The organism is Bradyrhizobium sp. Kon56 (genome assembly GCF_055807635.1).
In genome coordinates, this window is sequence record NZ_JBVVOU010000014.1 from 55,677 (window position 1) to 80,096 (window position 24,420).

Sequence of the window (24,420 nt, forward strand, 5' to 3'; positions counted from 1 at the left end):
TTACACGTCTCTCGTGAACTTGCTGATCACGTTCATGAACGGCTTCGGCTTGAACTCGCCGTCGAGCGGCAAAGGACGGTTCGGCTGCTTGTCGGCGCGGGCAAAGGTGCCGTTGATCCAGCTGTAGCGGTCCGAGAGGCCCCAGGTCAGGATCGAGCGCACCGGTCCGCTGGTCGAGATCGCGGTCAGGAGATCATCGACGCGCTTGGCGACGATGGCATCGCGCTCCGCCGGCGTCCCCGTCAGCTTCTGGTCGTCGACATCGAGCTCGGTGACGAGCACCTCGAGGCCCCAGGCGCGCAGCTCGGTGACGAATTCGGCAAGCCCATGGGTGTCGATCTCGAGCTCGGCATGCAGATGCGATTGCAGTCCCACGGCGTGCAACTGCACGCCCTGGTCGAGCAGCTCCATGATGAGATGGCGGTAGGCCGCGCGCTTCGCGATGAACGTGTCCTTAGCCGACTCGATGTCGTATTCGTTGATCGCGAGCTTGACGAAGGGATCGGCCGCGGCCGCCGTGCGGAACGCCAGCGGAATCCAGCGGTTGCCCAGATGCTGCGTCCAGAACGACTCGCGTCGGTCTTTCGGGCTGTGCGGATTGTCCGGGATCGGCTCGTTGACGACGTCCCACGACGTCAGCTTGTCCTTGTAATAGGAGACGACGGTGCCGATGTGGTCGACATAGGCGCGCTCGACGCCCTTGGTATCCTTGATCTGCTTGGTCCAGTCCGGAATGTCGTGATACCAGGCGAGCGCGTGGCCGCGCATCGTCAGGTCGTTCTGCCGGGCGAAATCCAGGATCGCGTCGGCGCGTTCGAAGGCAAAGGTGTGCGCGTCCGGACGCAGCATCGGCCATTTCAGCTCGAGCACCGGCACGACTTGTGTGCAGTAGGTGCTGATGGCTTCGCCGAGCCTGGGATCCGCTTGCAGATCCCAGAGCGTGGCCGCGGCACCAAATCCCTGATAGCGCTGGGCGAGTTTCGACGCCGGCGCTGCGGACGCCGATGCGCCCGCCGCGAGTGCTGCGGCGCTGCCGAGGAGAAATTCGCGTCTGTCGAGCCTGGTCACGGCATTCCTTATCGGAGCCAACGCGCCACCGTACCAAGCGACGCCTTGCAACGCCGGGGATTTCCCTCGTTGGGTTAACTTTGCCAGTGCGAAATCACGGTTCCTTTCGGTGGCCGTGGCGCCGTCAGGGAAGGGCAAATTTAACGCTAACCCGCGAAAGCGGCTTCAGAACCGGATTCGCCGCCCGATCTCCAGACTTATGTGACACTCTTGAGAGATGTTGCGGCGCAATTCGTTCGCCCCGCCATGGTCCAATTGATGAACGGCCGTCACACTCGCAACAATGTTGCCGGTCCCGTGCTCGCATGCTGAACCGCCATTTCTCGATTTATCTCGTCGCCTACATCCTGCCTGCGGCGGTGGGTTTCTTCGCCGTCACGGCCTACACGCGACTGCTGACGCCGGCGGAGTACGGCGTTTATGTCGTCGGCATCAGCCTGGCCGGCATTCTAGGCGCGATCTTCTTCGCCTGGATCAAGCTGTCGGTGTCGCGCTATCAGGCGATGTCGGCCGAGGTGGATTTCCGCGGCACTGCAATGGTCGCCTTCGCGCTCACCGTTGCCGTCCTCTGCGCCACCACGCCGCTGGTTTTCCTGTTCCGCAATGATCTCAGCGTTGGGCTGCTGCTTGCCAGCATGTTCGTCGCGATCATGGCGAATGCCGTCGATGTCGGCCAGGAGTTCGAGCGCGCAAAACTGCGCCCTTACAGGTTCGCGGCGATCTCGATCGTGCGCAGCGTGTCGAGCGTCGGTTTCGGCCTGCTCGGCATCTGGCTCGGCTGGGGTGGACTGGGACTGCTCGCCGCATTCGGCCTGGGTTCGCTCGCCGGGATCATCCTGAACCTTCTCGGTGACCGCACCAGGATCGCGCGCTTTCAGCGCAGCCAGTTCGTGCAGCTCGCGCGCTACGGCCTGCCGCTGACGCTGGCCGGATTGTCGGTTGCGGTCTACTCGGCCTGCGACCGCCTCATCGTGGCTTATTTGCTCGGCAAGGACGCCGCCGGAATCTTTGGCGTCGCCGCCGATCTGCCGCGACAGTTCATGGTCATGATCGCCTCCAGCGTCGCCGCGGCGACCGTGCCGTTGGTGTTCCGATCAATGTCGGACAAGAACATCGAGACGACGCGGGAGCGGCTGACCGAGAGCCTCGAACTTCTGCTCGTCGTAGTTGCGCCCGTCGCGGTCTGGCTCGCGCTCGCAGCCGATCAGGTCGCCGGCACGCTCGTCGGCGTCGACTTCCGCGCCGGCGTGTCGGTATTGCTGCCGACCCTGGTGCTCGCGCGCTTGTTCGGCATCGCCAATCAGTTCTATGTGCAGATCAGCTTCCAGCTTGCCGAGCGACCGTTCATGCTGGCGGCGCAGTCGTTCCTGACGCTGGTCGTCAGCGTGGCGTTGATGTTCGTGCTGGTGGCCGGCCATGGTCTCTACGGCGCGGCGCTGGCGACCCTTGCAACCGAAGCGATCGGTTTCCTCGTTGCCGTCGTGCTGATGCATCGCGCCCATCCGGTCCCGTTCGACCTCCACCGCCTCGCCGGCGTTGCGGTCTCCGCCGCGGCGATGGCGGCTGCGATCCTCGTGGCACGATCCCAGGTCAATGGCATCGGCCTCGTCCCGCTCATGCTCGTGAGCCTCGCCGGCGGGCTCGCTTATGCCGCTGCCGCGTGGTTGCTGAACATCGCAAACGTCCGGACGCTGTCGCTGCGTTTCCTGCGAACCTTCAACCGCAAGGCGCTGGGCGTTTAAGCCGCGATGCCTGACGAGGCTCGGCCTCAGCGTCTGAAGCTCTGAAAGCGCCGCCTGGCCTGGCGATGGCTCGGTTCCGACCGGAAGCGCACAGCCGCCCGGGTCTAGGGCGGAGGGCGATTTTGTTGCGTCCGTGGCCATAACTGTGCTTCTTGGGCGGCATGTCGGGAGCAGAGCAGATATGACCCAAGGAACGCCGGAAATCCGCGCATCGGCGCAGTTGCTTGCCCGCTATCGCGAGCCTGACAATACGCGGGGTGTCCTCGAACTGGCGATCACGGCGATCCCGTTCGTCGTCATCTGGGCTCTGATCTGGGTCGCTCTTGACCAGGGCTATTGGTTTGCCCTCCTGCTCGAGGTGCCCGCGGCGGGTTTGCTGGTCCGCCTCTTCATGATCCAACACGATTGCGGACACGGCTCGTTCTTCCGCGGCCGCGTTGCCAACGATTGGGTCGGCCGTGCCATCGGCGTGATGACACTGACGCCATACGGCTACTGGCGGCATAACCATGCGGGCCATCACGCGAATTCCGGCAATCTCGACCACAGGGGCTTGGGCGACATCGATACGTTGACCACGCGCGAATTTCTCGGGCGGTCGCGATGGCGCCGGACGCTGTATCGCTTGTATCGACATCCCCTCGTGATGTTTGGCGCCGGTCCCTCGTATTTGTTCATCTTGAAGCACCGATTGCCGGTCGGGATGATGCGTCGCGGCTGGAAACCCTGGCTGAGCACGATGGGCACGAACATCGCCCTCGCGGTCCTCGCCGTCACGATGATCTGGCTGGTCGGCTATGGGCCGTTGCTGCTTGTGCATCTGCCGATCGTTGTCCTGGCGGCGTCGATCGGTGTGTGGCTGTTCTACGTCCAGCACCAGTTCGAGCACACGCATTGGGCCCACGACGAGACCTGGAACTTTCACGACGCCGCGCTGCACGGCAGCTCTCACTACCAATTGCCGGGTGTCTTGCGATGGTTCACGGCAAATATCGGCGTCCACCACATCCATCATTTGTCCAGTCGAATTCCCTGCTATCGCTTGCAGGACGTATTGCGCGACCATCCGCAGTTCGCTGGTGTCGGGCGGATCACGCTGCTCCAGAGTTTGCGGACCGTGCGGCTGACCTTGTGGGACGAGGAACGGCAGCGGCTCGTCTCCTTTGGAGAGGCAGCCTTGTTTGGCAAGGCAGCCTTGTTTGAAAAGGCAGCCTTGACTCCAGTGGCTTAGCTTTACGCCGCCCCGCGCGGCCGCCGACCGGCGTGAATTCGCGCGATCGGAACGCGATGGGCGTCTAGCGGCCGTTCAACGTGGCTTCGCCGTCCGACGCCGGGCGCTGGCAGCCGTGTCACCGATCCCCGGTCATTCTGTCGCAGCGATAGACCGCCAGCTTCGGCCGCGCGGCGCCCTTCCGCCTGCGTTAACCGTCGTATATGAGATTTATCGCCGGAACGTGCCGAATGTCGCCACAGACGGAACGTAAGGCGGCTGCGATTTCTTAATTCAAAGATCGCAATCTGATCAATGACCGGCGGACTGGCATTTCGACCGAGGATGGCATGAGAAACCTGATGACAACGGCGCAATCCACCGTGGCGATGCGGCGTTGGGGGCCCCCCGGAATTGTGACCCTGGCGGCAATGCTCGCCTTTGCGGCCGTGGCTCCGGCCAATGCGGCCAAGCAGGCGCGTCAGCCGGCCGAGGCGGTGGCACCGCGCGAGGCCGGCGAACCGATCATGGCGATCGTGTCGATCAAGAGCCAGCAGGTCACCTTCTACGACGCCGAGGGCTGGATTTTTCGCGCGCCGGTTTCCACCGGCACGACGGGACGCGAGACGCCGGCCGGCGTCTTCGCCATCATCGAGAAGGACAAGGACCACCACTCGACCATGTATGACGACGCCTGGATGCCGAACATGCAGCGCATCACCTGGAACGGCATCGCGCTGCATGGCGGGCCGCTGCCCGGCTACGCCGCTTCGCATGGCTGCGTGCGGATGCCGTTCGGCTTTGCGGAGGGCCTGTTCGACAAGACCAACATCGGGATGCGGGTGATCATCTCGCCGAACGACGCGGCTCCGATCGACATCGTTCATCCCGCACTGTTCATGCCGAAGCGGGACGCCATTGCGGCGGCGCCGGGCCAAATTGGCAGGCTCTCCGGCGAGGCCGAGGAGGCCACAAGGGCGGCCGACGAGGCCAAGAAGGCCGCGACGGCGGCCGCGAAAGAGGCGGCATCGCTGCCGGCCTCGTTGCGCAAGCTGGAACAGCAGAAGACCCGCGCCGACGCCGAGCTCGCCTTCGCCGACAGGCAGCTCGCGGCCGCCAAGACCGATCAGGCCCGCGCCAAGGCCGAGGAGCTGAAGCAGAAGGCCGCCACCAAGGCCGCCGACGCGGCGACGCAGCTCGATGCCGCCAAGAGCGCCGCACAACCGAAGCGCGACGCGGTGGCTGCCACGAAAGAGGCCGCCAAGGCGGCAGCGGCCAGGAAGGCCGATGCCGTGAAGGCCGCGACCGACGCAAAGCTCGCACTCGAGCCGGTCTCGGTCTACATCAGCCGCGCGACGCAGAAGCTCTACGTGCGGCGGAACACGCACAAGCCGGCACCGGACGGCGGCGGCGAGGTGTTCGACACCAGCATCGAGGTTCCCGTCACGATCCGCAATCCGGATCAGCCGCTCGGCACGCATATCTTCACCGCGATGGCGAAGACCGACACCGGCCTGCGCTGGAGCGTGGTCACGATCGAAGACAGCGACAACGCCAAGAACGCACTCGACCGCATCACCATCCCACAGGAGGTGCTCGATCGCATCGCGCCGACCGCGTTGCCGCGCTCCTCGATCATCATCTCGGACGAGCCGCTGAGCAGCGAGACCAACTACCGCACCGAGTTCGTCGCAGTGCTGAGCAACCAGCCCCAGGGCGGTTTCATCACGCGCAAGCCGACCGCGCCTCCGATGGCCATGGCGAGCGATGACGGCTGGGACAATGGCGGCAACGGTTTCGGCTTCTTCTTCCAGCGCGATCCGAATCCGCAGCCCGTCAATCCGCGCCGGCGCGGCCAGTATCAATATTATCAGCCGGCACAGCCGATGCAGCGGGGCTTCTGGTAGGAGCGGGCGGATCGAAGCTCGCCACTATCGCCGCGCCTCGATGACGATAGCCTGGATCTTGCCTTCGATCGGTCCGGACCCATGGCGCGTTCGGATCGCCTCGGCAACGATGTCGGTCGCAGCCTGAAGCTTGCTGGCATCGCGTGCCTCGATCTCGATGCGCAGCGGCGTGCCCTGGCAGAGCGCGATCGCGACGTGCTCGGGCGACGGGGCCCGGCTTATTTCAGCTCGCGTTTCGATCGATATGTCACGGAAGCCTGCGCGTTCGAGGTCGGTTCTGATGACGGCCTTGTCGTGATAGCCGTGCGGCGTCCGGGCCATGAAACGAGGCGGGTCGTCGGGAAACAGCTTTTCGAGCGCGACGGTCGCTTCATGCGTCAGCACATTGTCCTCGATGCGATCCCAGACGTTGAACACGAACGTGCCATTGCCGTTGAGGACGCGCTTCACTTCCCCGTAGGCCTTCACGCGGTCCGGAAAGAACATGGCGCCGAACTGGCAGCAGACCACGTCGAAGGCTGCATCGTCGAAGGGCAGGGCCGATGCGTCGGCCTGGCGCCACGAGATGCGATCGTCGTCTGCCTGACGCTGCGCCGCGACAGCCAGCATCGGCTCGTTGAGGTCGGTCGCGACATAACGAACGCCGCGCGGCAGCGCCGCCGCCACCGCGCGCGTCACGGCGCCGGTGCCTGCCGCGATCTCGAGCAGCACGGAGGGAGACCGGGCCGCGACACGTCTTGCGATGTCGTCGGCGTAAACGGCGAAGATCATCGGCACCAGATATTCGTCGTAAAGCTTCGGGATCGAGCCGGCGAAAACCTTGTCAGTGTTGGACATGCTTGCCTCGCTGAAGTTCGGAGACGAGGCTCACGTTACCATGGATTGCCGTCTACCGCGCCAGTAGCGCGGTGAATCCGGCCGATGCCTGCATCGCCTTGCTGGCCGCCGGCGTCATCGGCTTGCGCCGACCTCGCGGATCGGCCGCGTGCCGTCCCAGTTGGCCGCCGCCTGCCGGACCTTCTCGAAGAACGGCCCCTTGGTGCCGCTGATGTCGGAGATCTCGATCACGGTGCCTGGATGGGCCTGGGTGTCGAAATAGGCAAAGCGTCCTCTGTCGCCGCCGATCTGGCCCTCGTGGCCGATCCTGTAGCCGAGCCCGAGCGCCCTGTCGTAGAGCGCCTGGTAGTCGTGGCTCCAGTAGGACATGTGCTGGAGGCCTTCGTGGCCGGACTCGAGGAATTCCCTATATAGCGAGGGCGCGTCGTTGCGCTGCTGGATCAGCTCGATCTGGAGGTCGCCGGAATTGGCCAGCGCGATGCTCATCTCGACGGCGGAGTTTTCGCCGCGATGGCAAAACCAGTCGGTCTTGACGCGGTCCATGTAGTACCAGGGACCGACGCCCATCACCTCGATCCAGTGCTTCATCGCGGAGTGGATGTCCCGCACCACATAACCGTTCTGGCGTACCGCGCCGAAGATGCGGCTCATGCCCGCGCTCCTCTTGTCAGCTTGATCACTTCAGTTCAATGCCCGCGTCCTTGGCAACCTGCTTCCAGGCCGCGATGTCGCTGGCGTTGATGTCACGCTGCTCGTCGCCCGGCACGAATTGCGGCGTGATGCCAAGCCCCAGCAGCTTCTCCTTCACGTCGGCATCGGCGAGCGCGTCCTTCAGCGCCGCGGACAGCTTTCTTGCGATCGGTTCGGCAAGCCCCGCAGGCGCATACATCGCCCAGGACAGGCTGCGGTCGAACGGCACGCCTTGTTCCTTGTAGCTTGCGACATCCGGCAGGCTCGGCGAGCGTTCGCCGCAGGCGGCCAGCGCCTTGATCGAGCCGTCCTTCACGAGCGGCGTCGCGGTCGCCATGTCGAGCGTCGCCAGCGAGATGTGGCCGCCGAGCAGATCGCCGGCCAGTTTGGCGATGCCGTTGAACGGCACGTGGTCCATCTTGATTCCGGTCTGCTGCATCAGGATTTCCGCGCAGAACTGTCCGGTCGAGCCGACGCCCCAGCTTCCGTACTGGATCGGCTCGCCCTTCCTGGCCAGCGCGATCAGGCCCTTGATGTCGTTGGCGGCAAAATCCTTGGTCGCCACCAGCATGATCGAGGACGTGCCGATGCGCCCGATCGTGGTGAAATCCTTGATCGAATCGTAAGGCAGTTTCGGATAGATCGCCGGCGCCAGCACATGCGTGGTCATGCCGCCTACGGTGATGGTGTAGCCGTCATTCGCCGACGCCGCGACCATCTGGGTGCCGAGCGTGCCGGCAGCCCCGGTGTGGTTCTCGATATAGACGCTCTGTCCGAGCGTCTTGCCTATCCTGTCGCCGAGCAGTCGTCCGATCACGTCGCCGCCGCCACCGGCCGCATAAGGCAGCAGCATCCTGATCTTGTGCGTGGGATAGGCGGCCGGATCCTCGGCCCGCGCAGGCAGCACTGCCGAGAACGTTATGACCAATGACAAAGTTGCGGCGCGCAGCAGACGAAAATGGACGAAGCGCGCCATGACCTGATCTCCCCAGATTGCTCTCCGCTTCTTTTGACAGCGGAGTTGAAGCGCAAGACCGAACGAGCGATCGTGCCGGCGGTTGACTAGCGAACGATCGTTCGTTAGTCAAGCCCGCATGGCTGTCCACACCACCAGCGCGGCGGAAGCGGCTGCGCCCACGACCCGCGCGCGCATTCTCGCCGAGGCGCTCGATCTGTTCGCGCAGAGCGGCTATGGCGGCGCCTCGATGCGCGAGCTCGCGCGTCGCGTCGGCATTCGCGAGAGCAGCCTCTACAATCACTTCGCCGGCAAGGCCGCGATCCTCGAGGCGATCGTCAGCGAGCACGGCCCGGCCAGCTCGGCGAGCCGGCTGGAAGAGCCGCGCTACAAGCAGCTCGCGCGCCAGCCCGCCGCGTTCTGCCGCCAGTTTGCACTGGATCTCGTCGAGCAATGGTCCGATCCGCGCGAGCACCAGTTCCAGAAAGTGATCACCGCCGAGCGCAACCGCGTGCCCGGCATCCGCGCCAAATTCGCCGATCATTTCTATGCGCGCGAGCAGAGCATGATGACGGATTATTTCCGCGGCTTTGCGCTCGCCGGTCTCGTCTCGACGCCGGACCCACGCGAGACCGCGCGGCTGTTCGCGGCCGGGCTGATCTACATCCGTCTCGAGCATTACGTGATGGGCGCGGCACCGTCGCCGCGGCCGAAGGTGATCGAGGCGATCGACAGCTATCTCACCTTCTTCCTGTCGCTGATCGCGGCGGATGGCGGGACACAGGACAATAAGAAACGAAAAGCCAAGGGAGAGACTCGTGGCAAGGCTGCCCCTGATTGATCCGGAGACGACGAGCGGCGACATCCGCGCCTCGTTCGACCGCATGCCGGTCAAGCTGAATATTTTCCGCATGATGGCCCATGCCGAGGCCAACATGATCCCGGCGATGCGGCTCGGCAATTCGATCCTGCACAAGCAGAAGCTCAGTGCGGTCCATCGCGAGCTCCTGATCCTTCAGGCCGCCCAGCTCGAAGGCGGTGCCTATGAATGGCGCCAGCACGTGCCGATCGCGCTTGGTGTCGGCTGCACGCAAGCACAGATCGATGCGGTCGAGCGCGCCGATTACGATGCTGCCGGTTTGAGCGAGGCCGAGCGCGCGCTGCTGAAATTCGGCCGCGAAGTGGTCGAGCACGTTCGCGTTCCCGAGCAGATCTTCGCCGCCATGCGCGCGCATTTCAGCGACCAGGAGATCGTCGAATCCATTGTCGCGCTCGGCTTCTACATGATGATGGCGCGTGTCACCGAGGCGACCGAGACCGATCTCGACCCGGCAGCCGGCATGAAGGTCTACGACAGCGGCAAGAGATAGGCGGCGCGCATGCGTGAGAATTCCGAGACCAGGCTGGAGCGCTATGTTCGCGCGCCGAGTGCGGAATCGCTGGGCGAAGCGCCGGGCAGGGGACGCCTTGAGGGGCGTCGCATCCTGATCGTCGGCGGTGGCCAGCGTGTGTTCGACGCCGCCACCGATCCGATCGGCAACGGCCGCGCCATGAGCATTCTTTGCGCGCGCGAGGGCGCGAAGGTCGCGGTCGCCGATCTCAACCACACCTCCGCGCAGCAGACCGTCAAGCACATCACCGACGAAGGCGGCGAGGGCTTTGCCATCACGGCCGATGTCACCTCTGAATCCGACGTCCAGCGCATGATCGAGGAAGCACATCGCGCCATGGGCGGGCTCGACGGCATGGTCCTCAACATCGGCACCTTCGGCAAGGTCGGCCTCGACGCCGTCAGCCCCGAGGAGTGGAATGCGATCTACGACGTCAACGTTCGCGGTCCGATGCTGTGCTGCCGCGCGGGCCTGCCGGAATTCGGCAACGGCGGATCGATCGTCTTCATCTCCTCCATCGCCGCTCTGAAGGCCGGCTCGCAGATGGCGGTGTATGATTCCTCGAAAGCCGCGCTCGGCGGCCTGATGCGCAACATCGCCCATCTCGGATCGCGCCGCGGCATCCGCGCCAACCTCGTCTATCCCGGTCTCGTCGACACGCCGAACGGTCGCGAGGCCGGCGCCGGCCGCCCCTCGCGCGGCAAGGGTCACGTCCCGTTCGGCCGCCAGGCCACCGCCTGGGAAATCGCCTATGCCGTGCTGTTCTTCCTCTCGGACGAGAGCGTCTACGTCACCGCGCAAACGCTCGCGGTCGATAGCGGCCTGAGCGGGATGTGACGTCGATCCGTAACAGGCTGCGGCTCGACGCGACAGTTTCGCAGGGCCTGCTCATCTGATAAGCCTCAAAGGCATGAAAACCACACTGCTGAAATCCGAAGACTACGCCCGCTCGCCCTGGAAGAACGGCGGCGGCATCTTCACCGATATTGCGGATGCCCATCGCGCTGAATCCGTGAAGGATTGGGACAGCCTGCTCTGGCGCTTCGCGACCACGCCGATTGTGGCGCCGGGGCCATTCTCTCATATGCCCGGCATCGACCGCCTGCAGATGGTGGTCGGCGGACGCGGGCTGGTGCTGAAGTCGCCCACCGAGGAATTCGACGAGCGCGAGCCGTTTACGACGGTGCGCTTCACCGGCGAGCTCGAGATCGTGACCCGGCTCGAGGAAGGGCGAGTCGAGGTGGTGAATTTGATGGGCCGGCGCGGTGCGGTCGCGCTTGAGCTCGAAGCGCTTAAGGAGCCCGGTGAGCGGCGATTTTCCGCCGGCACGCATCTAATTTATGCGGCGCGCGGCGACTGCACTATCCGTCTCGAAGGCACGGATTTTTCGATTTCGCACGAAAACACCTTGAAAGTCGAACTGACGGGGGCATCGACGCTTGCGCTCGTCTCGGGGCTGGCCGTGCTGGGCTCTATCCAGATCGTCGGCTGAACGGCGTTCCAGCCCACCAGAGCGATGCGCACAATCCGTGCAACTGGCTAGGTTGACGCCGTCGCGCCGGAGCACGATATCTGCCCTGATGCAGCCGCCGCCCAAAAGCCAAAGCACGATATGGGCGGCCACGATATGAACGGGCAGATATGACCGCGCCAGAGAACAAATCCGCCACGCTGTCCGACGGCGTCGTCGACTGGTTGATCAACGGCACGCGCGACCAGCGCTTTATCGACAATATCTTTGCCGAGATGTGCATCCGGCTTCAGCAGGCCGGCATTCCGCTGGCGCGCTCAACCCTTCACGTGCTGATCCAGCACCCGCAATGGCTGGGCGCCCGCTTCATGTGGGCCGACGGCATGCGCGAGGCAGAGATTGCACGGGTCGACCATGACGTCCGCGAGCGGTCTGAATATATCGGCAGTCCCGCCAACGAAATGTTCGACGGCGCGACCGAGTTGCGCGAAAATCTCGAGCAGGACCCAGCGCTCGGCCGCAAGCACGCGCTCTACCGCGAGATGCGCGCGCAGGGCCTCACCGACTATGTGGCCTGGCCGCTCTATCATACGCTCGGCAAGCGCCATCTCGTCACCTTCGCGACCAACCGGCCCGGCGGCTTCGACGACACCCATGTCGCTGCCCTCAAGAACTTGTTGCCTGTGCTGGCGCTGGTCAGCGAGATCCGCGTCAAGAATCGATTGGCGCGAACGCTGCTCGAGACCTATGTCGGCTCCCATGCCGGCGAGCTCATCCTGGCCGGCGCCACGCGGCGCGGTACCGGTACGACGGTGCGCGCCGCGATCATGATCTGCGATCTGCGCGACTTCACCAAGATTTCCGACAATTGGCCGCGCGACGACGTCATCGATCTGCTCAACGATTATTTCGACGCGATGTCGGAGCCGATCGCGCGGCATGGCGGCGAGATCCTGAAATTCATCGGTGACGGCCTGCTCGCCATCTTTCCGCTGAGCGAGCCCAAGGCCTGCGCAAACCTGCTGCATGCCGTGACCGAAGCCAGGCAGGCCATGATCGCGTTGAACGCGCGCAACGACGGCACCGGCCGAGCGCCGCTGAACTACGGCATCGGCGTCCATGTCGGCGACGTCATGTACGGCAATATCGGATCGTCCACCCGGCTCGACTTCACCGTGATCGGTCCCGCCGTCAACATGGCCTCACGCCTCGAAGCCTTGACCAAGCAAGTGGGAAAGAAAGTGTTGCTGTCACGCGACTTTGCCGAGCTGGTCGAGCGAGAGTTCGAGCTGGAGCATGTCGGAAAATATGAGGTGCGCGGCTTCAGCGATCCGATCGAGCTTTTTGCGTTTTGAAGATGACGGAGGCCCCCGGCTAAGCAGCGGGCGACATCGAGTCCTGTTGCCAACGCAGGATTGTGTGACTACGCTCGGTGCGAAGCGCAACCAAGCGTTTCGTCCAAGCGTGTCATCGATCGGCCGCAGTACATGCCAAAATTCCTCCGCATCGGAATCCATCAGTCGAACGTATCGGGTTACACGTCGAAGGCGTGGTGTGTCCGGCGCGTTGGCACGGCGATCCTCCTGAAATGGGGCGCCGTGGAAGTCCACGGCGCGGGTGACGGACGAAAGGTCTACTGGACGCGTCTGCCGCAGCAGAAGACAATTCGCTGCGGCAGCGCGCAGCGTGCCCAGGATTACGCCAAGGCCGCGATCGCGCGGCGCCGCAATCATCGCTATGAACCGCTGACCGGCGCGATCGTGCTCCGGCGCCGACCGGCCGCAGGCAACACCGAGCTCAAGCGGGCGCTTGCCACGATCCTGATCGTCGATATCGTCGGCTCCACCGCAAAAGCCGCAAAGCTCGGCGATGTCCGCTGGACCAAGATCATGGGCCATTATTACGCGGCGGTCCGCAAGGAGCTGAAGAGCTCGCGCGGCAAGGAAGTCACGACGACGGGCGACGGCGTGCTGGCGACGTTCAAGACGCCGGCCGCCGGAATCAATTGCGCGACCGCGATCCAGAAGGCCGTGCGTACGCTCGGCCTCGAGATCAGGGTCGGCCTGCATGCCGGCGAATACACCGTGAGCGGCACTGAGGCGGTCGGCCTCGCCTTCCACATCGGCACCCGCGTCGCCGCAAAGGCGAGCGCCGGCGAGGTGCTGGTGTCGAGCGCGGTGAAGGAGCTGATGGCGTCGCAGTCGGCGATCAACCTGAAAGATCACGGCATTCACCGGCTCAAGGGCGTGCCGGAAAAATGGAGACTCTATAGAGTGGAGGGGTGAGAGTGGGTGAAGCTCTCACCGTCCTTCGTAAACGGGTGGACGCTTCTGTGCCTCGGCATCCCGCCCTTCCTGGAAGTCCCTGGTCGTGAGCAGCGCACGATATTGGTCGCCAAGTTGGGCAAGCGCGGCCTCGGGGTCTTCGAGCGCAAGGTGCGAGGACGCAATCGAGGTCTTGATGCCGAGGGGAGCGCATGCGGCGATCTTCTCGGCGATCTTCTCGGCGATCTCGACGGCCTTCGCGCGAGCGGCGTCGCGGTTTGTTGCCACCTCCTGAACCGTTCCCATCCGGAGCGCTTCGTTCGCATCCCAATGATGGCCCGTCAGAATGAACCGCATGGCATTTCCCCAGCCGGCTTCTCGTGGGAAGCGAACGGTTGAGCCGCCGAAAGCGGCCGTGCGTGTTCTCGTCCTGGCCGAAATCCGTGTCTTCCGATGCTATGCGGATGTCCGCAACGAGGAAGATTTCGTGCGCCATATTCCAGGTATCGCCATGCACCGCGACAATCAGCGGCTTGGTGAGCGCCGGTTTGGTCCGCCCGAGAGGGTCGATGAAGCCGGGTCCCTCCATCATCGTCTTTCCCGATTGAACAAATGCCTTGTAGGCGTCGACATCGACGCCTCTGGAGAAGCGTTCGCCGTAGCCGAACAGAACCGCTGCACGCAGCGAGGGATCTCGATCGTACTGGTAGTAGGCTCTCGCCAGGCTCTCTGTCGCCTCCGGGTCCAGCCGATTGTCGATGCCAGGCCGGTTGATGCCGATCAGCACGATGTGGCCTTTGCGCTCGATGGTGATCTTCGTCCGCTCACCGTACGGAATGTCCGCCATCGGCGCGGACTCGTCAGATTGTGACATCATGGATTCTGTCTTCCCGTGCTGATGAGAGCGCTGCAGCAATGATGTGGTATCATGCAGAAGATTGCATCAGGCCCGACATGGGCGATCGTGCGTATCGGAAAACGCATCTGCGTTTTCGAAACGACGATGAACGAGGGTGTGGGCTCAAGAGCGTGCCGGAGCGGTGGCGGGGTGGGGACTGAGGCGATTGCGCGCGGGGCGGATCCACGCCCTCATCTCATCTGGACGACGATTTTCCCCCTGGCTCGTCCCTTTTCGAGATAGGCCAGCGCGTCTTTCGCCTGTTCGAACGGAAAGACCTTGTCGATCACCGGCCGGATACGCTCCGCCTTGAGAAGCTCGCCGATCTCGGCGAGTTGCCTGCCGTCCGGGTGCACGAACACGAACGAATACTCCGCGCCGATCTTGCCGGCGCGGCGAATGATCTTGCGGCTCAGCCATCCGAACAGGAACACCATGACGACGTTCATCCCGCGGTCGCGCGCGAACGCGGCGTCCGGCGGCCCGACCAGCGAGGCAATCCTGCTCCCCCGCTTCAGGATCCGAAGCGATGTCTCGACCGCATCGCCCCTGAGCGTGCCCAGCACCGCGTCGTAGTCCCGCAGCACTTCCTCGAATTGCTGGGTCTTGTAGTCGATCACCTCGTCAGCCCCGAGGCTGCGCACCAGATCGATATTTCCAGTGCTGGTCGTCGTCCCCACTTTGGCGCCGAAATATTTCGCGAGCTGGATCGCGAACGTGCCGATCCCGCCGGCGCCGGCGGGGATGAAGACTTTCTGGCCGGGTTTGAGACGTATGCGCTCCCTAAGAGCTTGCCACGATGTCAGGCCGACCATCGGGATCGAGGCCGCGTGCACGAAGTCGAGGTTCGGCGGCTTGAGCGCGGCGGCATCCTCCGGCACGGTCGCGAATTCGGCGAGAGCGCCTGTGCCGAGATCGAAGATGCTGGCGAAGACGGCGTCGCCCGGCTTGAAGCGGGTCACGCGGCTTCCGACCTCGACGACGACGCCCGCCAGGTCGCTGCCCAGCGTGGCCGGCAGTTCAAACTTCAGGATCGGCTTGAACGTTCCCTTCGGAATCATGTTGTCGATCGGGTTCAACCCCGCGGCATGAACCTGGACCAGGATTTCGTTCGGCTTCGGCGTCGGCCGCGGGATATCGGCCAACGCGATCTGGTCCGGCTTGCCGTAGCGCTTGAACACGAGGGCTCTCATTTTTTCTCTCGGTCCGAAGGTTCTTCGCACTGGCAAGATTGCGGCCCTCAGAAAGCCCGCGCGGTGCGGGCGGGCTGCAGCGCCGCCGTCGCATCCAGCCGCAAATCCTTTCGGATTCCGGCATCCACCAGGGCTGCGGGCGCGAACCGGCGCAGAAATCGCAGGCGCTTCGCAAGGCTGCCGGCCGCGTATTTGAGTTGCGGGCGCACCGCGCTCGCGGCCTTCAGCACGGCATCGGCCACGACGCCGGGCTGTTCGGCCGTCGCCATCACCTCGTTCACCCGCTTGGTCACGCCGGCGCGCGCCTCGCGATATTCGTCGAGCGTGGCGTCGGGCTCCATGAAGTTCGCGTCGAACGGCGTCTTGGTGTAGGCGGGCTCGACTACGGAGACCCGGATGCCCCGCGTGCGCAGTTCATGGTCGAGCGATTCCGAATAGCCTGCCACGGCGTGCTTGGTCGCGGCATAGAGCGCGCCGTAAGGCATCGGCAGAAAGCCGAGCACTGAGCCGATGTTGATGATGCGGCCGCTTCCATGGCGCCGCATGTGCGGCACGACGGCGCGCGTCATCCGGATCAGGCCGAAGAAGTTCGTCTCGAAAATCGCGCGCGCCTGCTCCATCGAGCTCTCTTCCGCGCCGGCAGGGGCAACGCCGAAGCCGGCGTTGTTGACGAGCAGGTCGATGCGACCCTCGCGCCGGATCACTTCGCCGACGGCGGCTTCCACCGATGCATCGCTGGTGACGTCGAGAGCCAGCATCTCGAACGCCTGCTTGCCCGCCTGCGCGCCCCGCCTGCTGGTGCCGAACACCTTGTAGCCGGCGTTCGCGAGTCGCTCCGCCGTCGCCTGGCCGATGCCTGAGGAGGCGCCGGTCACTAGCGCGATCTTCGTTGTAATCCTGTTCATAATGCCTCTCCGACGCCACTACCGGGCCTGAAATCGTTTGATTACGATCGTAACTATTGATACACATGACGATCGTAATTATAAAAGTCAAGCCCCGCCTCTAAGGATCGGTCCCATGCGCGTCTCAAAGGAACAGGCCGCCAAAAATCGCGAGCATATTCTCGAGACTGCCTCGCGCCTGCTGCGGGAGCGCGGCATCGCCGGCGTCGGTGTCGACGCACTCGCCGAGGCGGCCGGGATGACGCACGGCAGCCTCTACAGCCAGTTCGGCTCCAAGGAGCGGCTGGTCGAGGAGGCGGTGGCCCATGCGATCGACGCCAAGGGTCAGGAATTCCCCGAGGCCTTCGAGCTCGAGGACTATGTTTCGCACTATCTCTCGCCGGGGCATCGCGACGATCCCGCCGCCGGCTGCCCCTTCGCTGCGCTCGCCTGTGAAGTGTCACGTCAAAGCAGCGGCCTGAAGCAGCGTTTCACCGCCGGCGTGCGCGGCGTGATCGGCTTGCTGAGCAGCCGAATGGCCACCGATCTGAAGCCACGCCAGCGCGAGGACAAGGCGCTCGCCGCCGCCGCCTCCATGGTGGGAGCCCTCGTGCTTGCCCGCGCCGTGGACGATCCCAAGCTGTCGGACGATATTCTTCGCGCGACGAGGAATTCGCTGGCGGGGTGAGGCCGCGTCCCGGCGGGGCGCCGAAAGTCCGGAACAAAATTCCGGTGACGACGTTCGACGTCGCGGACAGCCAAAAGCGATGGCTGCCGATCTTCGACATCGACATACTTTCGAACGCGCATGGATGACTACAGCGATCTGGTGCTCGGCATGTTGGCCCTGGCCGTCGCTGCCCTCCTGTTGGTGGCGGGCGAGCTCTATCTCGTGACCCGGCCAGAGCCGCCGCAAACTCACGCGCCGGCCCCACCGGTCGTTACATCGTCGGCCGAAACCATTTTTTGTCATGTCGATTTTGGAGCGTAAGCAGACCAACTCGAAGAGGTGGGCAATGGGAAGCACTGCAACTGTTCCGATGCTGTCGTCTGAGGGCGGATTGACACATTACCTGGCGGAAATTCGCAAGTTTCCGATGCTGCGGCCCGATCAGGAAATCGCCTACGCCAAGCGATGGCGCGAGCACGGCGACCGCGAGGCAGCCTATCATCTCGTCACAAGCCATCTGCGGCTCGTTGCCAGGATTGCGATGGGATATCGCGGCTACGGCCTGCCGGTTGCGGACATCATTTCCGAAGGAAATGTCGGCCTGATGCACGCCGTCAAGCGCTTCGAGCCGGAGCGCGGCTTTCGGCTCGCGACCTACGCGATGTGGTGGATCAAGGCGTCGATCCAGGAATACATCCTGCGGTCCTGGTCGCTGGTCAGGATTGCCAACAGCGGGGCGCAGAAGAAGCTGTTCTTCAAGCTTCGCCGGACCAAGGCGGAAATTTCCGCCCTGGAGGATGGTGATCTCCGCCCCGAGCACGCCAGCCGGATCGCGCGGCGGCTCGGCGTGCAGGAGAACGACGTCATCGAGATGAACCGGCGCCTCGGCGGCGACCTGTCGCTCAATGCCTTGGTGCGCGACGCCGACGGCGGCGAAGTCCAGGACTGGCTCGTCGACCCCGCGTCCAGTCCTGAAGCCGCGTACGCCGAGCAGGAAGAAACCAGACGGAGGCGTGAAGCCCTCGCCAGCGCCATGGGCGTCCTCAAGCCGCGCGAGCGCGACATTCTCGAGGCGCGCTGGCTCTCCGAGCCGCCGCTGAGACTTGAGCAACTCGCCGCACGATATGGCGTTTCACGCGAGCGGGTGCGGCAGATCGAAATGCGCGCGTTCGAAAAGGTTCGGGCTGCTATCGGCGGGCGCCTGGCAGCCGGCTCTTGAAACCAAATCGGCGCCTCCTAATTCTTTTGGCAGCCGCATGCGAGTGCGGTGCCGGACGCCAAAGCAGGGTCCGGCAAGGCCATCGGGGCTCGCCCCGGTGATGCTCTTAATCCATGTTGCTCACAGGAGGATGTGGTTATGAGAACCGACGATATGTCTCCCCTCTGGCGTTCGACCATCGGTTTCGACCGCCGTTCCGCCGCGTCGCATCGCGATCGATGCTGCCGGCAATGCCGACCCGAAATCGAGCACAAGCAGGCGGCCTGACGAGTTGATCGTCCGGGCTTTGCAGCGCGTGCGTGGCCCTCGCCGCGCGCCGAGCTGCGCCAATCGACAAATAAGACAGGAGATAAGGAGAAACGACAATGGCACTACGCGATCTCATTCCGTGGAACAACGGCTCACGCAACATGGCCGTTCAACGCGGCGAAGCCGGCAACCCGCTGCTTGCGCTTCATCGTGAGATGAACCGGCTGTTCGACGACGCCTTCCGCAGCTTTGATCTCAGTCCGTTCGGCTCCTCGACCGCAATGGGCTGGCCGAACGTCGAACTCGACGAGAGCGACAAGGAAGTCAAGGTCGTCGCCGAGCTTCCCGGTCTCGAACAGAAGGACGTCAACGTCGAGCTTGCAAACGGCGTGCTGACGATCAGCGGCGAGAAGAAGAGCGAAACGGAAGACAAGGAGCGTCTCTTCAGCGAGCGTTACTATGGCCGTTTCGTGCGGCGCATTCCGGTCGATGACGTCGACCAGGACAAGGTCGCGGCTTCCTTCAACAACGGCGTTCTCACCGTCACCCTGCCGAAGTCACCGGCGGCACAACAGAAGGTGAGGCGCATCGCGATCAACGGCAAGTAAGCATGAAGCGGCGGGCGGGAGCCGCCGCTCTCGCCCGCGCGCGGCCGGCGGCCGCATTCGCGTCCGTCGGCTCGCTGCAAAATTTTCCGGAACGCTCGGAAACTTCAATTCCGGTCTGGCGTTTTGCGGTCGGTTTCCAAGTTCTGGGAGTCGCATATGAAGAAACTTCCTTTGGTCCTGACGATGATCTCGGCCCTGTTCGTGGCGGCGGCCTCGCCGGCGCAAGCCCATGGCTGGCGCGGCGGCTGGCACGGCCATTGGGGCGGTCCCGGCATCGGCTTCGGTCTTGTTGCCGGTGCGCTTGCGGCGGGGCTGGCGGCCGATGCCTATTATGGCCCGCGCTACTATGGCCCGCCCTACGGCTATTATGGACCGCGCGTCGTGCGGCGGGCCTATTATGTGCCTTACGCCTACGCTCCACCGCCCTATTGGGATCCCTGGTGGTGACGAGACAAGGCCCGGATCATCATCCGGGCCTTTTGCGTGAGGGCAATCGGTCAGCGGTTCGCGGCGCGCCTATTTGCGGTTCGCTCCCGTCGAGCCTGAGCCCGGCATGGCCTGCTGACCGCCCTGGGTTTGCCTGGTGTCGTTGTCGCCTGGCCGGGTCGTGGAGGACTTGGCCGGTGCGTTCGCGCCGCCGCCATTGTTGTCCGATGACGTGTTGAGGCCGGAGGCTCCCGCTCCCGTCGTGCCGCCGGTGCCTGAGGAGTCGATGCTCGACCCGGTCCTGGACGCACCCGCGCCGCCTTGCGCGAATGCGGAAGAGGGGAATGCGAGAGCCGCAACGAGCCCTGCGAGAACCAGTTTTTTCATGTCCGCTCCTGTGCTTGACGTCGTCACATGCCATGCGAGGCAAAGATCTCGGCACGCACCTGTTCCTGGGCGGGAGCGGAAATCCCGCGACAAGCGACGATGAGTCATCCCGAGCTCATCGCGCGCGGAGCGATCCGTTCCTGCGCTTGCGGCGTCAACTCGTAGCGGTCGCCGGTTTTCACCAGCCAGCCCGCCTCGATCATGCGTCGCGTCATGCCCGCGCTGCACAGCGGGTGGCTGCCGCCGGGATGAAACAGCGCGCCCTCGCGTTCGATCAGGTAGCCGTAGAGCCGCGCCTGTCGAAGCGGGTTTTGCATCCCTGGTGTGGGCGCCTCCATGGTCTCTCGCGCAGTCCTCCAAGACGGCCTGAGATGCCGGGCCGATCCCCCGTCAGGCGGCCCCGGCCTGTGGCCCGGGGGCGGGGCTTCGAGCCGAGGCCGCCATTGCCGGAATGGCAAGGACCCGGCGCGGCCCAATACGCAACGGCCCCAGGTCGTTCCAACGACGTCGTTCCTGCGAGCTCGGTCCTACAAACTATCCGTTGCTCTTTCCGGATGGGTGTCGGCAAGGCGAATTGCCTAGGCCGACCAACGATCCTGCTCTTCCTGGTGGGCATGCTCGTTCAGCCGTTCGGCGATCTGATCCGCGATCGTGTCCGACTCGGCCGAGGCCACCGGCTCGCCCTTGTGGGTCCTGAGCTTGTCCTTGTCGGCTTCGATGGGGAAATCGTCGGGCTTCAGTCCGGCATCTTTGGTCATGGTGCGCCTCATTGTGTCTCGCATCCGGAAAACACGGGCGAGGGCCGTTCGTTGCTGGAACAATGAAGGCGCAATCGAAAGCCACAGCCGGGCGCAAGCGCCGCGCGGCCCGCGCTTTGCTCAGGCCCCGCCGACGGCCCGGATCACGGTCCCGCTGCCGCCGCACGTCACGCAGGGCGCGCCGTCGATCCGCCCCTTGCCATGGCAATCCAGACACACATCTTCGCCGGTGCCCATCGTCCCCGGTGCGGCTTCATCCCCGGGGTTGAGCGCCGCCGAACCCGTCGGCGGTGTCCCGGTCTTTACGCCCTCCGTGTCGGTCTTGGTCATCTGCAGCTCCCTCGAATAGACCGCAACGCGTCTTGCCGCAGGAAGTGCCAATCGTGATGTCAGATGCGGTGCACGTCAGTCGCGAGCCTGCGCAACCTGGGAAAGTACGCCGTCCGCATTGGAGGCCATCACTTCATCATCACCGCACGCCCGTGCCTTTGCAGCGCTGGCACTTCACCACCTTTTCGCCCTTCTTGAGCAGGCCTTTGCCTTCGCAGTTCTTGCATTTCTGCTTCTTCTTGATGTTCGGGCCTTTTTCATTGGTCATGGACGGCTCCTGCCGCGAAAGAGCGGTTGATTGAGCATTGTATGGGCGGGTTCTCGGCGAGAACACGCAGCGTTTCTGGTGGGGCAGCCCAGCGGAACAGCCGAACGGTGCCAGATAAGCCCTACGCTCATGTCGGCTTCGGCACCACCCGCACAACGATGGCGCGTGATCGCGCCGATTGTTCGTCGCCACACGGCTCCCCGGCGTCGGAACGTTCACCGCCTAAATGCATTTAGGTGGTGTCAGATGATGGAGGCCTTGAATGGCGAGCGGGCTCGCGCACCGGCGCTTGGCGTTGAACGGGATGTCGATCTTCTATCGCGAAGCGGGACGCGCCGGCGCGCCGGTCCTGCTGCTGCCGCACGGCTATCCCTGTTCCTCCTTCCAGTTCCGCCGGCTGATGCCGGCGCTCGCCGACCGGTGGCGGACGATCGCGTTCGACTGGCCGGGCTTTGGTTACAGCGGCACGCCCGACCCGTCGGAATTCGCCTATGATTTCGACGCCTATGCAGACGTGCTGGCCGGCCTCGCCGATGCGCTCGGCCTCGGACGATACGCCTTGTGGCTCCACGATTACGGCTCCCAGATCGGGCTAAGGCACGCGATCGCTCACCCCGAGCGGATCGCCGCGCTCATCATCCAGAACGGCGATATCTATGAGGATGTGCTGGGCCCGAAATACGCGACGATCAAGGCCTGGTGGGCCGACAAGACGCCGGCGAGGCACCGCCCGCTCGAGGAGGCTGTTAGCGAGGATGGCTTTCGTGCGGAGTTCGTTGGCGAAGTGACGGACGACGTCGCTGCCCGGGTGCCGCCCGACCTCTGGAAGCTTCATTGGCCACTCATGGACACGCCAGTGCGCCGACAGGTCTGCGTCGGGCTGATGGAGAAGCTGGAGGAGAATCTCGGCTGGTTCGCGCGCTATCAGGCGTATCTGCGCGAGCACCGTCCCCCCACGCTCGTGGTGTGGGGCCCCGAAGACGGATACATGCCGGCCGAGTCCGCCCGCGCCTATCGCCGCGACTTGCCCGATGTCGATCTGCACCTGCTCGACGGCGCCGGACACTGGCTGCTCGAGACGCATTTCGATGAGGCGCTGCCACTGGTCCGCGCCTTCCTTGCGCGTGTCCATGCCTGATCGTCCCACGGCGCGGCCTTCGCCGCGCTGGTGTCCCTGTCTGCCCAAAGGAGGAAGCAAGCATGCCAACCAATCCTTCCATCGCACGAATCTGGCGTGGTCGTACCCGGCGGGACATCGCCGACAGCTACGAGCAATATCTGCGCGCTGAAGGCATTCCGCCGCTCGAGAAGACGGCGCTCGGCGTCCGGCTGCTGCGCGAGGACCTTGACGAGGAGACATGGTTCACGACCATCTCTTACTGGTTCGACATGCAGGCAATGACTGCCTTCACCAAGGGCGAGCCGACCAAGGTGCATCACCTCGACCGCGATCCCGAACTCCTGATCGAACTCCCTCAAAGGGTGGAAATCCACCGCGTTCTGGTCGATCGGTACGGCATGCGCTGAGCACGACGGTGCGCAACTTTGTCCTCTTCGCCGCAATGTCGTTGATCTGGGGGCTGACCTGGGCCGCCATCAAGGTCGGGCTCGGCGATCTACCCCCGCTGCTGCTCGCCGCCGCGCGATACCTGCTGGCGGCCGCACTGCTGGCCATCGGAGTGCGTGGCGCCGGCGCCGCATTCGCCGAAGGCCGCGCACGGCCAACGATCGTTTCAGCTCTGCTGGTCAACACCGGCACCTACGGCTTGCTGTTCTGGGGGATGCAGCACGTGCCATCAGGGCTGTCGGGGCTGGTCAACCTTACCCTGATTCCGGTCCTGCTGTTTGCCCTCGCCGCGTTGACCGGCGAGGAGAGGCCGACCTGGCATCATGCCGTCGTGCTCGCGATCGGTTGTGTGGGTGTCATCGGGCTGTCCTGGGCGCGGCTCGGGGCCGAGTCCGATGCGAGCGGCCTTGGGCTCGCGGCGATCGTCGCCGCGACCGTGAGCTATTGCTTCGGCAGCGTGGTCGCGCGTCCGTTGGTCGGTCCGGTGAAGCCCCTGGCGCTGACGATGGTGCAGGCGGCGATCGGCGGCGCCGCCCTGCTCGGCCTTTCGCTGGTGCTGGAACCCGTATCGAGAGACACGCTCGACGCTTTCCTCGCTCCGGCGGCAATCGGCAGCCTGTTGTTCCTGTTGCTGCTCGGAACGATCGTGGCTTATACGATCTATCTCGTGCTGCTGCGTGAATGGGGTACGATGCGCGCAGGTCTGTATGCCTTTGTCTCTCCGATCATCGCGCTTGGCACCGGTGCGTGGTTGTTCGGCGAGGCGATCGGCTGGCTCGAGATCGGCGGCGCTGCCCTCATGCTGGTGGCCGCCGCGATGGCGCTGCTCCGGCCTTGGGAAGAACGTCCGACGTGAAGCGTTTGCGCAGCATCGCCGATCGACCGCCGCCGCTTCACCGCGTAGCGGGGAATCTGGCGCTCGATTTCGCCAACACGATCAGCTGGCGCGGCACGGACCAAGAGGCCGATCACTTGCGCGACGCCGAGGGAATGCTGGCCTGGGCAAGGGATGCTGGACTGGTGGGCGTCGATTTTTCGCCTAATGCAAGGCAGCGGGCGTTGCTGGCCGACGATGGCCGGCGCCTGCGCAACGCGATCGACCAGGTAGGCGCTGCGATCGCGGACGGCGACGAACCGCCGGCGCTGGGCTTGGGGGTGATCCATGACGTTGCGGCCCGTACCTTCACGGCCGCATTGCTGACCGGCTCGCCGGCCACCATCGAATTCACGCACGGGGACCGGATCCTTGGTCCGCTTGCCTGGGCTGCGGTCGACCTGCTGCGCGGCGACGAACTCGACCGATTGAAACGATGTCCACAGCACGACTGCCACTGGCTGTTCATCGATCGCACCAAAAACAGATCCCGTCGCTGGTGCGAAATGGCCACCTGCGGAAACCGCGCAAAGATGCAATCGCGCCGGTAAGCC

General features: G+C 64.4%; 30 protein-coding genes and 1 pseudogene. 18 read left to right on the plus strand and 13 right to left on the minus strand.

Annotation, left to right across the window (positions count from 1 at the left end):
* Window positions 1–1,068: an endo-1,4-beta-xylanase gene (locus tag AC0L3B_RS22110; protein WP_473381035.1), complete on the minus strand. Its 1,068-nt coding sequence runs from the start codon at window positions 1,066–1,068 to the stop codon at window positions 1–3.
* Between the two features lie 305 nt (window positions 1,069–1,373).
* Between AC0L3B_RS22110 and AC0L3B_RS22115 the strand changes: the two genes are divergently transcribed.
* From AC0L3B_RS22115 to AC0L3B_RS22125, 3 genes are all read left to right on the plus strand, one after another.
* The gene (locus tag AC0L3B_RS22115) at window positions 1,374–2,810 is read left to right on the plus strand and encodes a lipopolysaccharide biosynthesis protein (protein ID WP_473381036.1); all 1,437 of its coding nucleotides are present in this window, start codon (window positions 1,374–1,376) and stop codon (window positions 2,808–2,810) included.
* 181 nt (window positions 2,811–2,991) lie between these two features.
* Window positions 2,992–4,041, plus strand: a complete 1,050-nt coding sequence (locus AC0L3B_RS22120; protein WP_018455677.1) for a fatty acid desaturase — start codon at window positions 2,992–2,994, stop codon at window positions 4,039–4,041.
* A 329-nt stretch (window positions 4,042–4,370) separates the two neighbouring features.
* Complete coding sequence (locus AC0L3B_RS22125) at window positions 4,371–5,927, plus strand: L,D-transpeptidase (protein ID WP_247441313.1); 1,557 nt, start codon at window positions 4,371–4,373, stop codon at window positions 5,925–5,927.
* Between the two features lie 24 nt (window positions 5,928–5,951).
* Here the strand turns inward: AC0L3B_RS22125 and AC0L3B_RS22130 are convergent, their stop codons facing one another.
* The 3 genes from AC0L3B_RS22130 to AC0L3B_RS22140 form a co-directional block, all read right to left on the minus strand.
* Window positions 5,952–6,764: a class I SAM-dependent methyltransferase gene (locus AC0L3B_RS22130; protein WP_473381037.1), complete on the minus strand. Its 813-nt coding sequence runs from the start codon at window positions 6,762–6,764 to the stop codon at window positions 5,952–5,954.
* 114 nt (window positions 6,765–6,878) lie between these two features.
* Window positions 6,879–7,415 carry a VOC family protein gene (locus tag AC0L3B_RS22135; RefSeq protein WP_085350337.1) on the minus strand — a complete coding sequence of 179 codons (537 nt, stop codon included), beginning with the start codon at window positions 7,413–7,415 and terminating at the stop codon, window positions 6,879–6,881.
* 25 nt (window positions 7,416–7,440) lie between these two features.
* Window positions 7,441–8,430 (minus strand): Bug family tripartite tricarboxylate transporter substrate binding protein, encoded by a 990-nt coding sequence (locus AC0L3B_RS22140; RefSeq protein ID WP_473381038.1) that lies wholly within the window; start codon window positions 8,428–8,430, stop codon window positions 7,441–7,443.
* Window positions 8,431–8,548: 118 nt separating this feature from the next.
* Between AC0L3B_RS22140 and AC0L3B_RS22145 the strand changes: the two genes are divergently transcribed.
* The 6 genes from AC0L3B_RS22145 to AC0L3B_RS22170 all read left to right on the plus strand — a co-directional run bounded on the left by AC0L3B_RS22145 (window position 8,549) and on the right by AC0L3B_RS22170 (window position 13,556).
* A complete protein-coding gene (locus AC0L3B_RS22145; protein WP_018455672.1) occupies window positions 8,549–9,250 on the plus strand; it encodes a TetR/AcrR family transcriptional regulator in 702 nt (233 codons plus the stop codon).
* Complete coding sequence (locus AC0L3B_RS22150; RefSeq protein WP_446482009.1) at window positions 9,228–9,779, plus strand: carboxymuconolactone decarboxylase family protein; 552 nt, start codon at window positions 9,228–9,230, stop codon at window positions 9,777–9,779. Before AC0L3B_RS22145 ends, AC0L3B_RS22150 begins: the two co-directional genes overlap by 23 nt.
* Window positions 9,780–9,788: 9 nt before the next feature.
* Window positions 9,789–10,637: an SDR family NAD(P)-dependent oxidoreductase gene (locus AC0L3B_RS22155; protein WP_473381039.1), complete on the plus strand. Its 849-nt coding sequence runs from the start codon at window positions 9,789–9,791 to the stop codon at window positions 10,635–10,637.
* A gap of 73 nt (window positions 10,638–10,710) precedes the next feature.
* A complete protein-coding gene (locus tag AC0L3B_RS22160; RefSeq protein WP_317245045.1) occupies window positions 10,711–11,292 on the plus strand; it encodes a HutD/Ves family protein in 582 nt (193 codons plus the stop codon).
* A 149-nt stretch (window positions 11,293–11,441) separates the two neighbouring features.
* Window positions 11,442–12,626, plus strand: coding sequence for an adenylate/guanylate cyclase domain-containing protein (locus AC0L3B_RS22165; protein WP_473381040.1), 1,185 nt, complete (start codon window positions 11,442–11,444; stop codon window positions 12,624–12,626).
* Between the two features lie 132 nt (window positions 12,627–12,758).
* Complete coding sequence (locus tag AC0L3B_RS22170) at window positions 12,759–13,556, plus strand: adenylate/guanylate cyclase domain-containing protein (protein WP_085350342.1); 798 nt, start codon at window positions 12,759–12,761, stop codon at window positions 13,554–13,556.
* Window positions 13,557–13,571: 15 nt separating this feature from the next.
* On the opposite strand, the gene AC0L3B_RS22175 is transcribed toward AC0L3B_RS22170, so the two are convergent.
* From AC0L3B_RS22175 to AC0L3B_RS22190, 4 genes and pseudogenes are all read right to left on the minus strand, one after another.
* Window positions 13,572–13,892 (minus strand): enoyl-CoA hydratase-related protein, encoded by a 321-nt coding sequence (locus AC0L3B_RS22175; RefSeq protein ID WP_473381041.1) that lies wholly within the window; start codon window positions 13,890–13,892, stop codon window positions 13,572–13,574.
* A gap of 109 nt (window positions 13,893–14,001) precedes the next feature.
* A pseudogene (locus AC0L3B_RS22180) lies at window positions 14,002–14,412 on the minus strand (enoyl-CoA hydratase-related protein); the annotation flags it as partial.
* Window positions 14,413–14,624: 212 nt separating this feature from the next.
* Entirely contained in the window at window positions 14,625–15,626 is a 1,002-nt protein-coding gene (locus AC0L3B_RS22185) for an NADP-dependent oxidoreductase (RefSeq protein WP_018455665.1), read from the minus strand.
* 47 nt (window positions 15,627–15,673) lie between these two features.
* On the minus strand, window positions 15,674–16,531 hold the full coding sequence (locus AC0L3B_RS22190; protein ID WP_473381042.1) for an oxidoreductase: 858 nt from the start codon (window positions 16,529–16,531) through the stop codon (window positions 15,674–15,676).
* A 115-nt stretch (window positions 16,532–16,646) separates the two neighbouring features.
* Here AC0L3B_RS22190 and AC0L3B_RS22195 point away from each other — a divergent pair, with 115 nt between their 5' ends.
* From AC0L3B_RS22195 to AC0L3B_RS22215, 5 genes are all read left to right on the plus strand, one after another.
* On the plus strand, window positions 16,647–17,198 hold the full coding sequence (locus tag AC0L3B_RS22195; RefSeq protein ID WP_204513726.1) for a TetR/AcrR family transcriptional regulator: 552 nt from the start codon (window positions 16,647–16,649) through the stop codon (window positions 17,196–17,198).
* Between the two features lie 120 nt (window positions 17,199–17,318).
* Entirely contained in the window at window positions 17,319–17,501 is a 183-nt protein-coding gene (locus AC0L3B_RS22200; RefSeq protein WP_018455661.1) for a hypothetical protein, read from the plus strand.
* Between the two features lie 25 nt (window positions 17,502–17,526).
* Complete coding sequence (gene rpoH, locus AC0L3B_RS22205) at window positions 17,527–18,399, plus strand: RNA polymerase sigma factor RpoH (protein ID WP_473381043.1); 873 nt, start codon at window positions 17,527–17,529, stop codon at window positions 18,397–18,399.
* A gap of 365 nt (window positions 18,400–18,764) precedes the next feature.
* Window positions 18,765–19,256, plus strand: coding sequence for an Hsp20/alpha crystallin family protein (locus tag AC0L3B_RS22210; protein WP_317245041.1), 492 nt, complete (start codon window positions 18,765–18,767; stop codon window positions 19,254–19,256).
* Between the two features lie 156 nt (window positions 19,257–19,412).
* On the plus strand, window positions 19,413–19,703 hold the full coding sequence (locus AC0L3B_RS22215; protein WP_473381044.1) for a hypothetical protein: 291 nt from the start codon (window positions 19,413–19,415) through the stop codon (window positions 19,701–19,703).
* A gap of 69 nt (window positions 19,704–19,772) precedes the next feature.
* Here AC0L3B_RS22215 and AC0L3B_RS22220 read toward each other — a convergent pair whose 3' ends face one another.
* From AC0L3B_RS22220 to AC0L3B_RS22240, 5 genes are all read right to left on the minus strand, one after another.
* A complete protein-coding gene (locus AC0L3B_RS22220; RefSeq protein WP_026232997.1) occupies window positions 19,773–20,069 on the minus strand; it encodes a hypothetical protein in 297 nt (98 codons plus the stop codon).
* 104 nt (window positions 20,070–20,173) lie between these two features.
* Entirely contained in the window at window positions 20,174–20,407 is a 234-nt protein-coding gene (locus AC0L3B_RS22225; protein WP_204513728.1) for a hypothetical protein, read from the minus strand.
* Window positions 20,408–20,647: 240 nt separating this feature from the next.
* Complete coding sequence (locus AC0L3B_RS22230; protein WP_247372493.1) at window positions 20,648–20,827, minus strand: hypothetical protein; 180 nt, start codon at window positions 20,825–20,827, stop codon at window positions 20,648–20,650.
* A 120-nt stretch (window positions 20,828–20,947) separates the two neighbouring features.
* The gene (locus AC0L3B_RS22235; protein WP_085359684.1) at window positions 20,948–21,157 is read right to left on the minus strand and encodes a hypothetical protein; all 210 of its coding nucleotides are present in this window, start codon (window positions 21,155–21,157) and stop codon (window positions 20,948–20,950) included.
* A gap of 139 nt (window positions 21,158–21,296) precedes the next feature.
* Window positions 21,297–21,425: a hypothetical protein gene (locus AC0L3B_RS22240; RefSeq protein ID WP_473381045.1), complete on the minus strand. Its 129-nt coding sequence runs from the start codon at window positions 21,423–21,425 to the stop codon at window positions 21,297–21,299.
* Window positions 21,426–21,687: 262 nt separating this feature from the next.
* On the opposite strand from AC0L3B_RS22240, the gene AC0L3B_RS22245 reads away from it, so the two are divergent.
* From AC0L3B_RS22245 to AC0L3B_RS22260, 4 genes are all read left to right on the plus strand, one after another.
* Window positions 21,688–22,563: an alpha/beta fold hydrolase gene (locus AC0L3B_RS22245; protein WP_473381046.1), complete on the plus strand. Its 876-nt coding sequence runs from the start codon at window positions 21,688–21,690 to the stop codon at window positions 22,561–22,563.
* Window positions 22,564–22,625: 62 nt separating this feature from the next.
* The gene (locus tag AC0L3B_RS22250; protein ID WP_473381047.1) at window positions 22,626–22,952 is read left to right on the plus strand and encodes a hypothetical protein; all 327 of its coding nucleotides are present in this window, start codon (window positions 22,626–22,628) and stop codon (window positions 22,950–22,952) included.
* An 8-nt stretch (window positions 22,953–22,960) separates the two neighbouring features.
* A complete protein-coding gene (locus tag AC0L3B_RS22255; protein ID WP_473381048.1) occupies window positions 22,961–23,848 on the plus strand; it encodes a DMT family transporter in 888 nt (295 codons plus the stop codon).
* On the plus strand, window positions 23,845–24,417 hold the full coding sequence (locus AC0L3B_RS22260) for a CGNR zinc finger domain-containing protein (protein ID WP_473381049.1): 573 nt from the start codon (window positions 23,845–23,847) through the stop codon (window positions 24,415–24,417). Before AC0L3B_RS22255 ends, AC0L3B_RS22260 begins: the two co-directional genes overlap by 4 nt.
* Window positions 24,418–24,420 lie beyond the last annotated feature (3 nt).

Coding starts and splice junctions, on each gene's coding strand:
- AC0L3B_RS22115 (WP_473381036.1), top strand. CDS start 1,374: ATGCTGAACCGCCATTTCTCGATTTATCTCGTCGCCTACATCCTGCCT.
- AC0L3B_RS22120 (WP_018455677.1), top strand. CDS start 2,992: ATGACCCAAGGAACGCCGGAAATCCGCGCATCGGCGCAGTTGCTTGCC.
- AC0L3B_RS22125 (WP_247441313.1), top strand. CDS start 4,371: ATGAGAAACCTGATGACAACGGCGCAATCCACCGTGGCGATGCGGCGT.
- AC0L3B_RS22130 (WP_473381037.1), bottom strand. CDS start 6,764: ATGTCCAACACTGACAAGGTTTTCGCCGGCTCGATCCCGAAGCTTTAC.
- AC0L3B_RS22135 (WP_085350337.1), bottom strand. CDS start 7,415: ATGAGCCGCATCTTCGGCGCGGTACGCCAGAACGGTTATGTGGTGCGG.
- AC0L3B_RS22140 (WP_473381038.1), bottom strand. CDS start 8,430: ATGGCGCGCTTCGTCCATTTTCGTCTGCTGCGCGCCGCAACTTTGTCA.
- AC0L3B_RS22145 (WP_018455672.1), top strand. CDS start 8,549: ATGGCTGTCCACACCACCAGCGCGGCGGAAGCGGCTGCGCCCACGACC.
- AC0L3B_RS22155 (WP_473381039.1), top strand. CDS start 9,789: ATGCGTGAGAATTCCGAGACCAGGCTGGAGCGCTATGTTCGCGCGCCG.
- AC0L3B_RS22160 (WP_317245045.1), top strand. CDS start 10,711: ATGAAAACCACACTGCTGAAATCCGAAGACTACGCCCGCTCGCCCTGG.
- AC0L3B_RS22165 (WP_473381040.1), top strand. CDS start 11,442: ATGACCGCGCCAGAGAACAAATCCGCCACGCTGTCCGACGGCGTCGTC.
- AC0L3B_RS22170 (WP_085350342.1), top strand. CDS start 12,759: ATGCCAAAATTCCTCCGCATCGGAATCCATCAGTCGAACGTATCGGGT.
- AC0L3B_RS22175 (WP_473381041.1), bottom strand. CDS start 13,892: ATGCGGTTCATTCTGACGGGCCATCATTGGGATGCGAACGAAGCGCTC.
- AC0L3B_RS22185 (WP_018455665.1), bottom strand. CDS start 15,626: ATGAGAGCCCTCGTGTTCAAGCGCTACGGCAAGCCGGACCAGATCGCG.
- AC0L3B_RS22190 (WP_473381042.1), bottom strand. CDS start 16,531: ATGAACAGGATTACAACGAAGATCGCGCTAGTGACCGGCGCCTCCTCA.
- AC0L3B_RS22195 (WP_204513726.1), top strand. CDS start 16,647: ATGCGCGTCTCAAAGGAACAGGCCGCCAAAAATCGCGAGCATATTCTC.
- AC0L3B_RS22200 (WP_018455661.1), top strand. CDS start 17,319: ATGGATGACTACAGCGATCTGGTGCTCGGCATGTTGGCCCTGGCCGTC.
- rpoH (WP_473381043.1), top strand. CDS start 17,527: ATGGGAAGCACTGCAACTGTTCCGATGCTGTCGTCTGAGGGCGGATTG.
- AC0L3B_RS22210 (WP_317245041.1), top strand. CDS start 18,765: ATGGCACTACGCGATCTCATTCCGTGGAACAACGGCTCACGCAACATG.
- AC0L3B_RS22215 (WP_473381044.1), top strand. CDS start 19,413: ATGAAGAAACTTCCTTTGGTCCTGACGATGATCTCGGCCCTGTTCGTG.
- AC0L3B_RS22220 (WP_026232997.1), bottom strand. CDS start 20,069: ATGAAAAAACTGGTTCTCGCAGGGCTCGTTGCGGCTCTCGCATTCCCC.
- AC0L3B_RS22225 (WP_204513728.1), bottom strand. CDS start 20,407: ATGGAGGCGCCCACACCAGGGATGCAAAACCCGCTTCGACAGGCGCGG.
- AC0L3B_RS22230 (WP_247372493.1), bottom strand. CDS start 20,827: ATGACCAAAGATGCCGGACTGAAGCCCGACGATTTCCCCATCGAAGCC.
- AC0L3B_RS22235 (WP_085359684.1), bottom strand. CDS start 21,157: ATGACCAAGACCGACACGGAGGGCGTAAAGACCGGGACACCGCCGACG.
- AC0L3B_RS22240 (WP_473381045.1), bottom strand. CDS start 21,425: ATGACCAATGAAAAAGGCCCGAACATCAAGAAGAAGCAGAAATGCAAG.
- AC0L3B_RS22245 (WP_473381046.1), top strand. CDS start 21,688: ATGGCGAGCGGGCTCGCGCACCGGCGCTTGGCGTTGAACGGGATGTCG.
- AC0L3B_RS22250 (WP_473381047.1), top strand. CDS start 22,626: ATGCCAACCAATCCTTCCATCGCACGAATCTGGCGTGGTCGTACCCGG.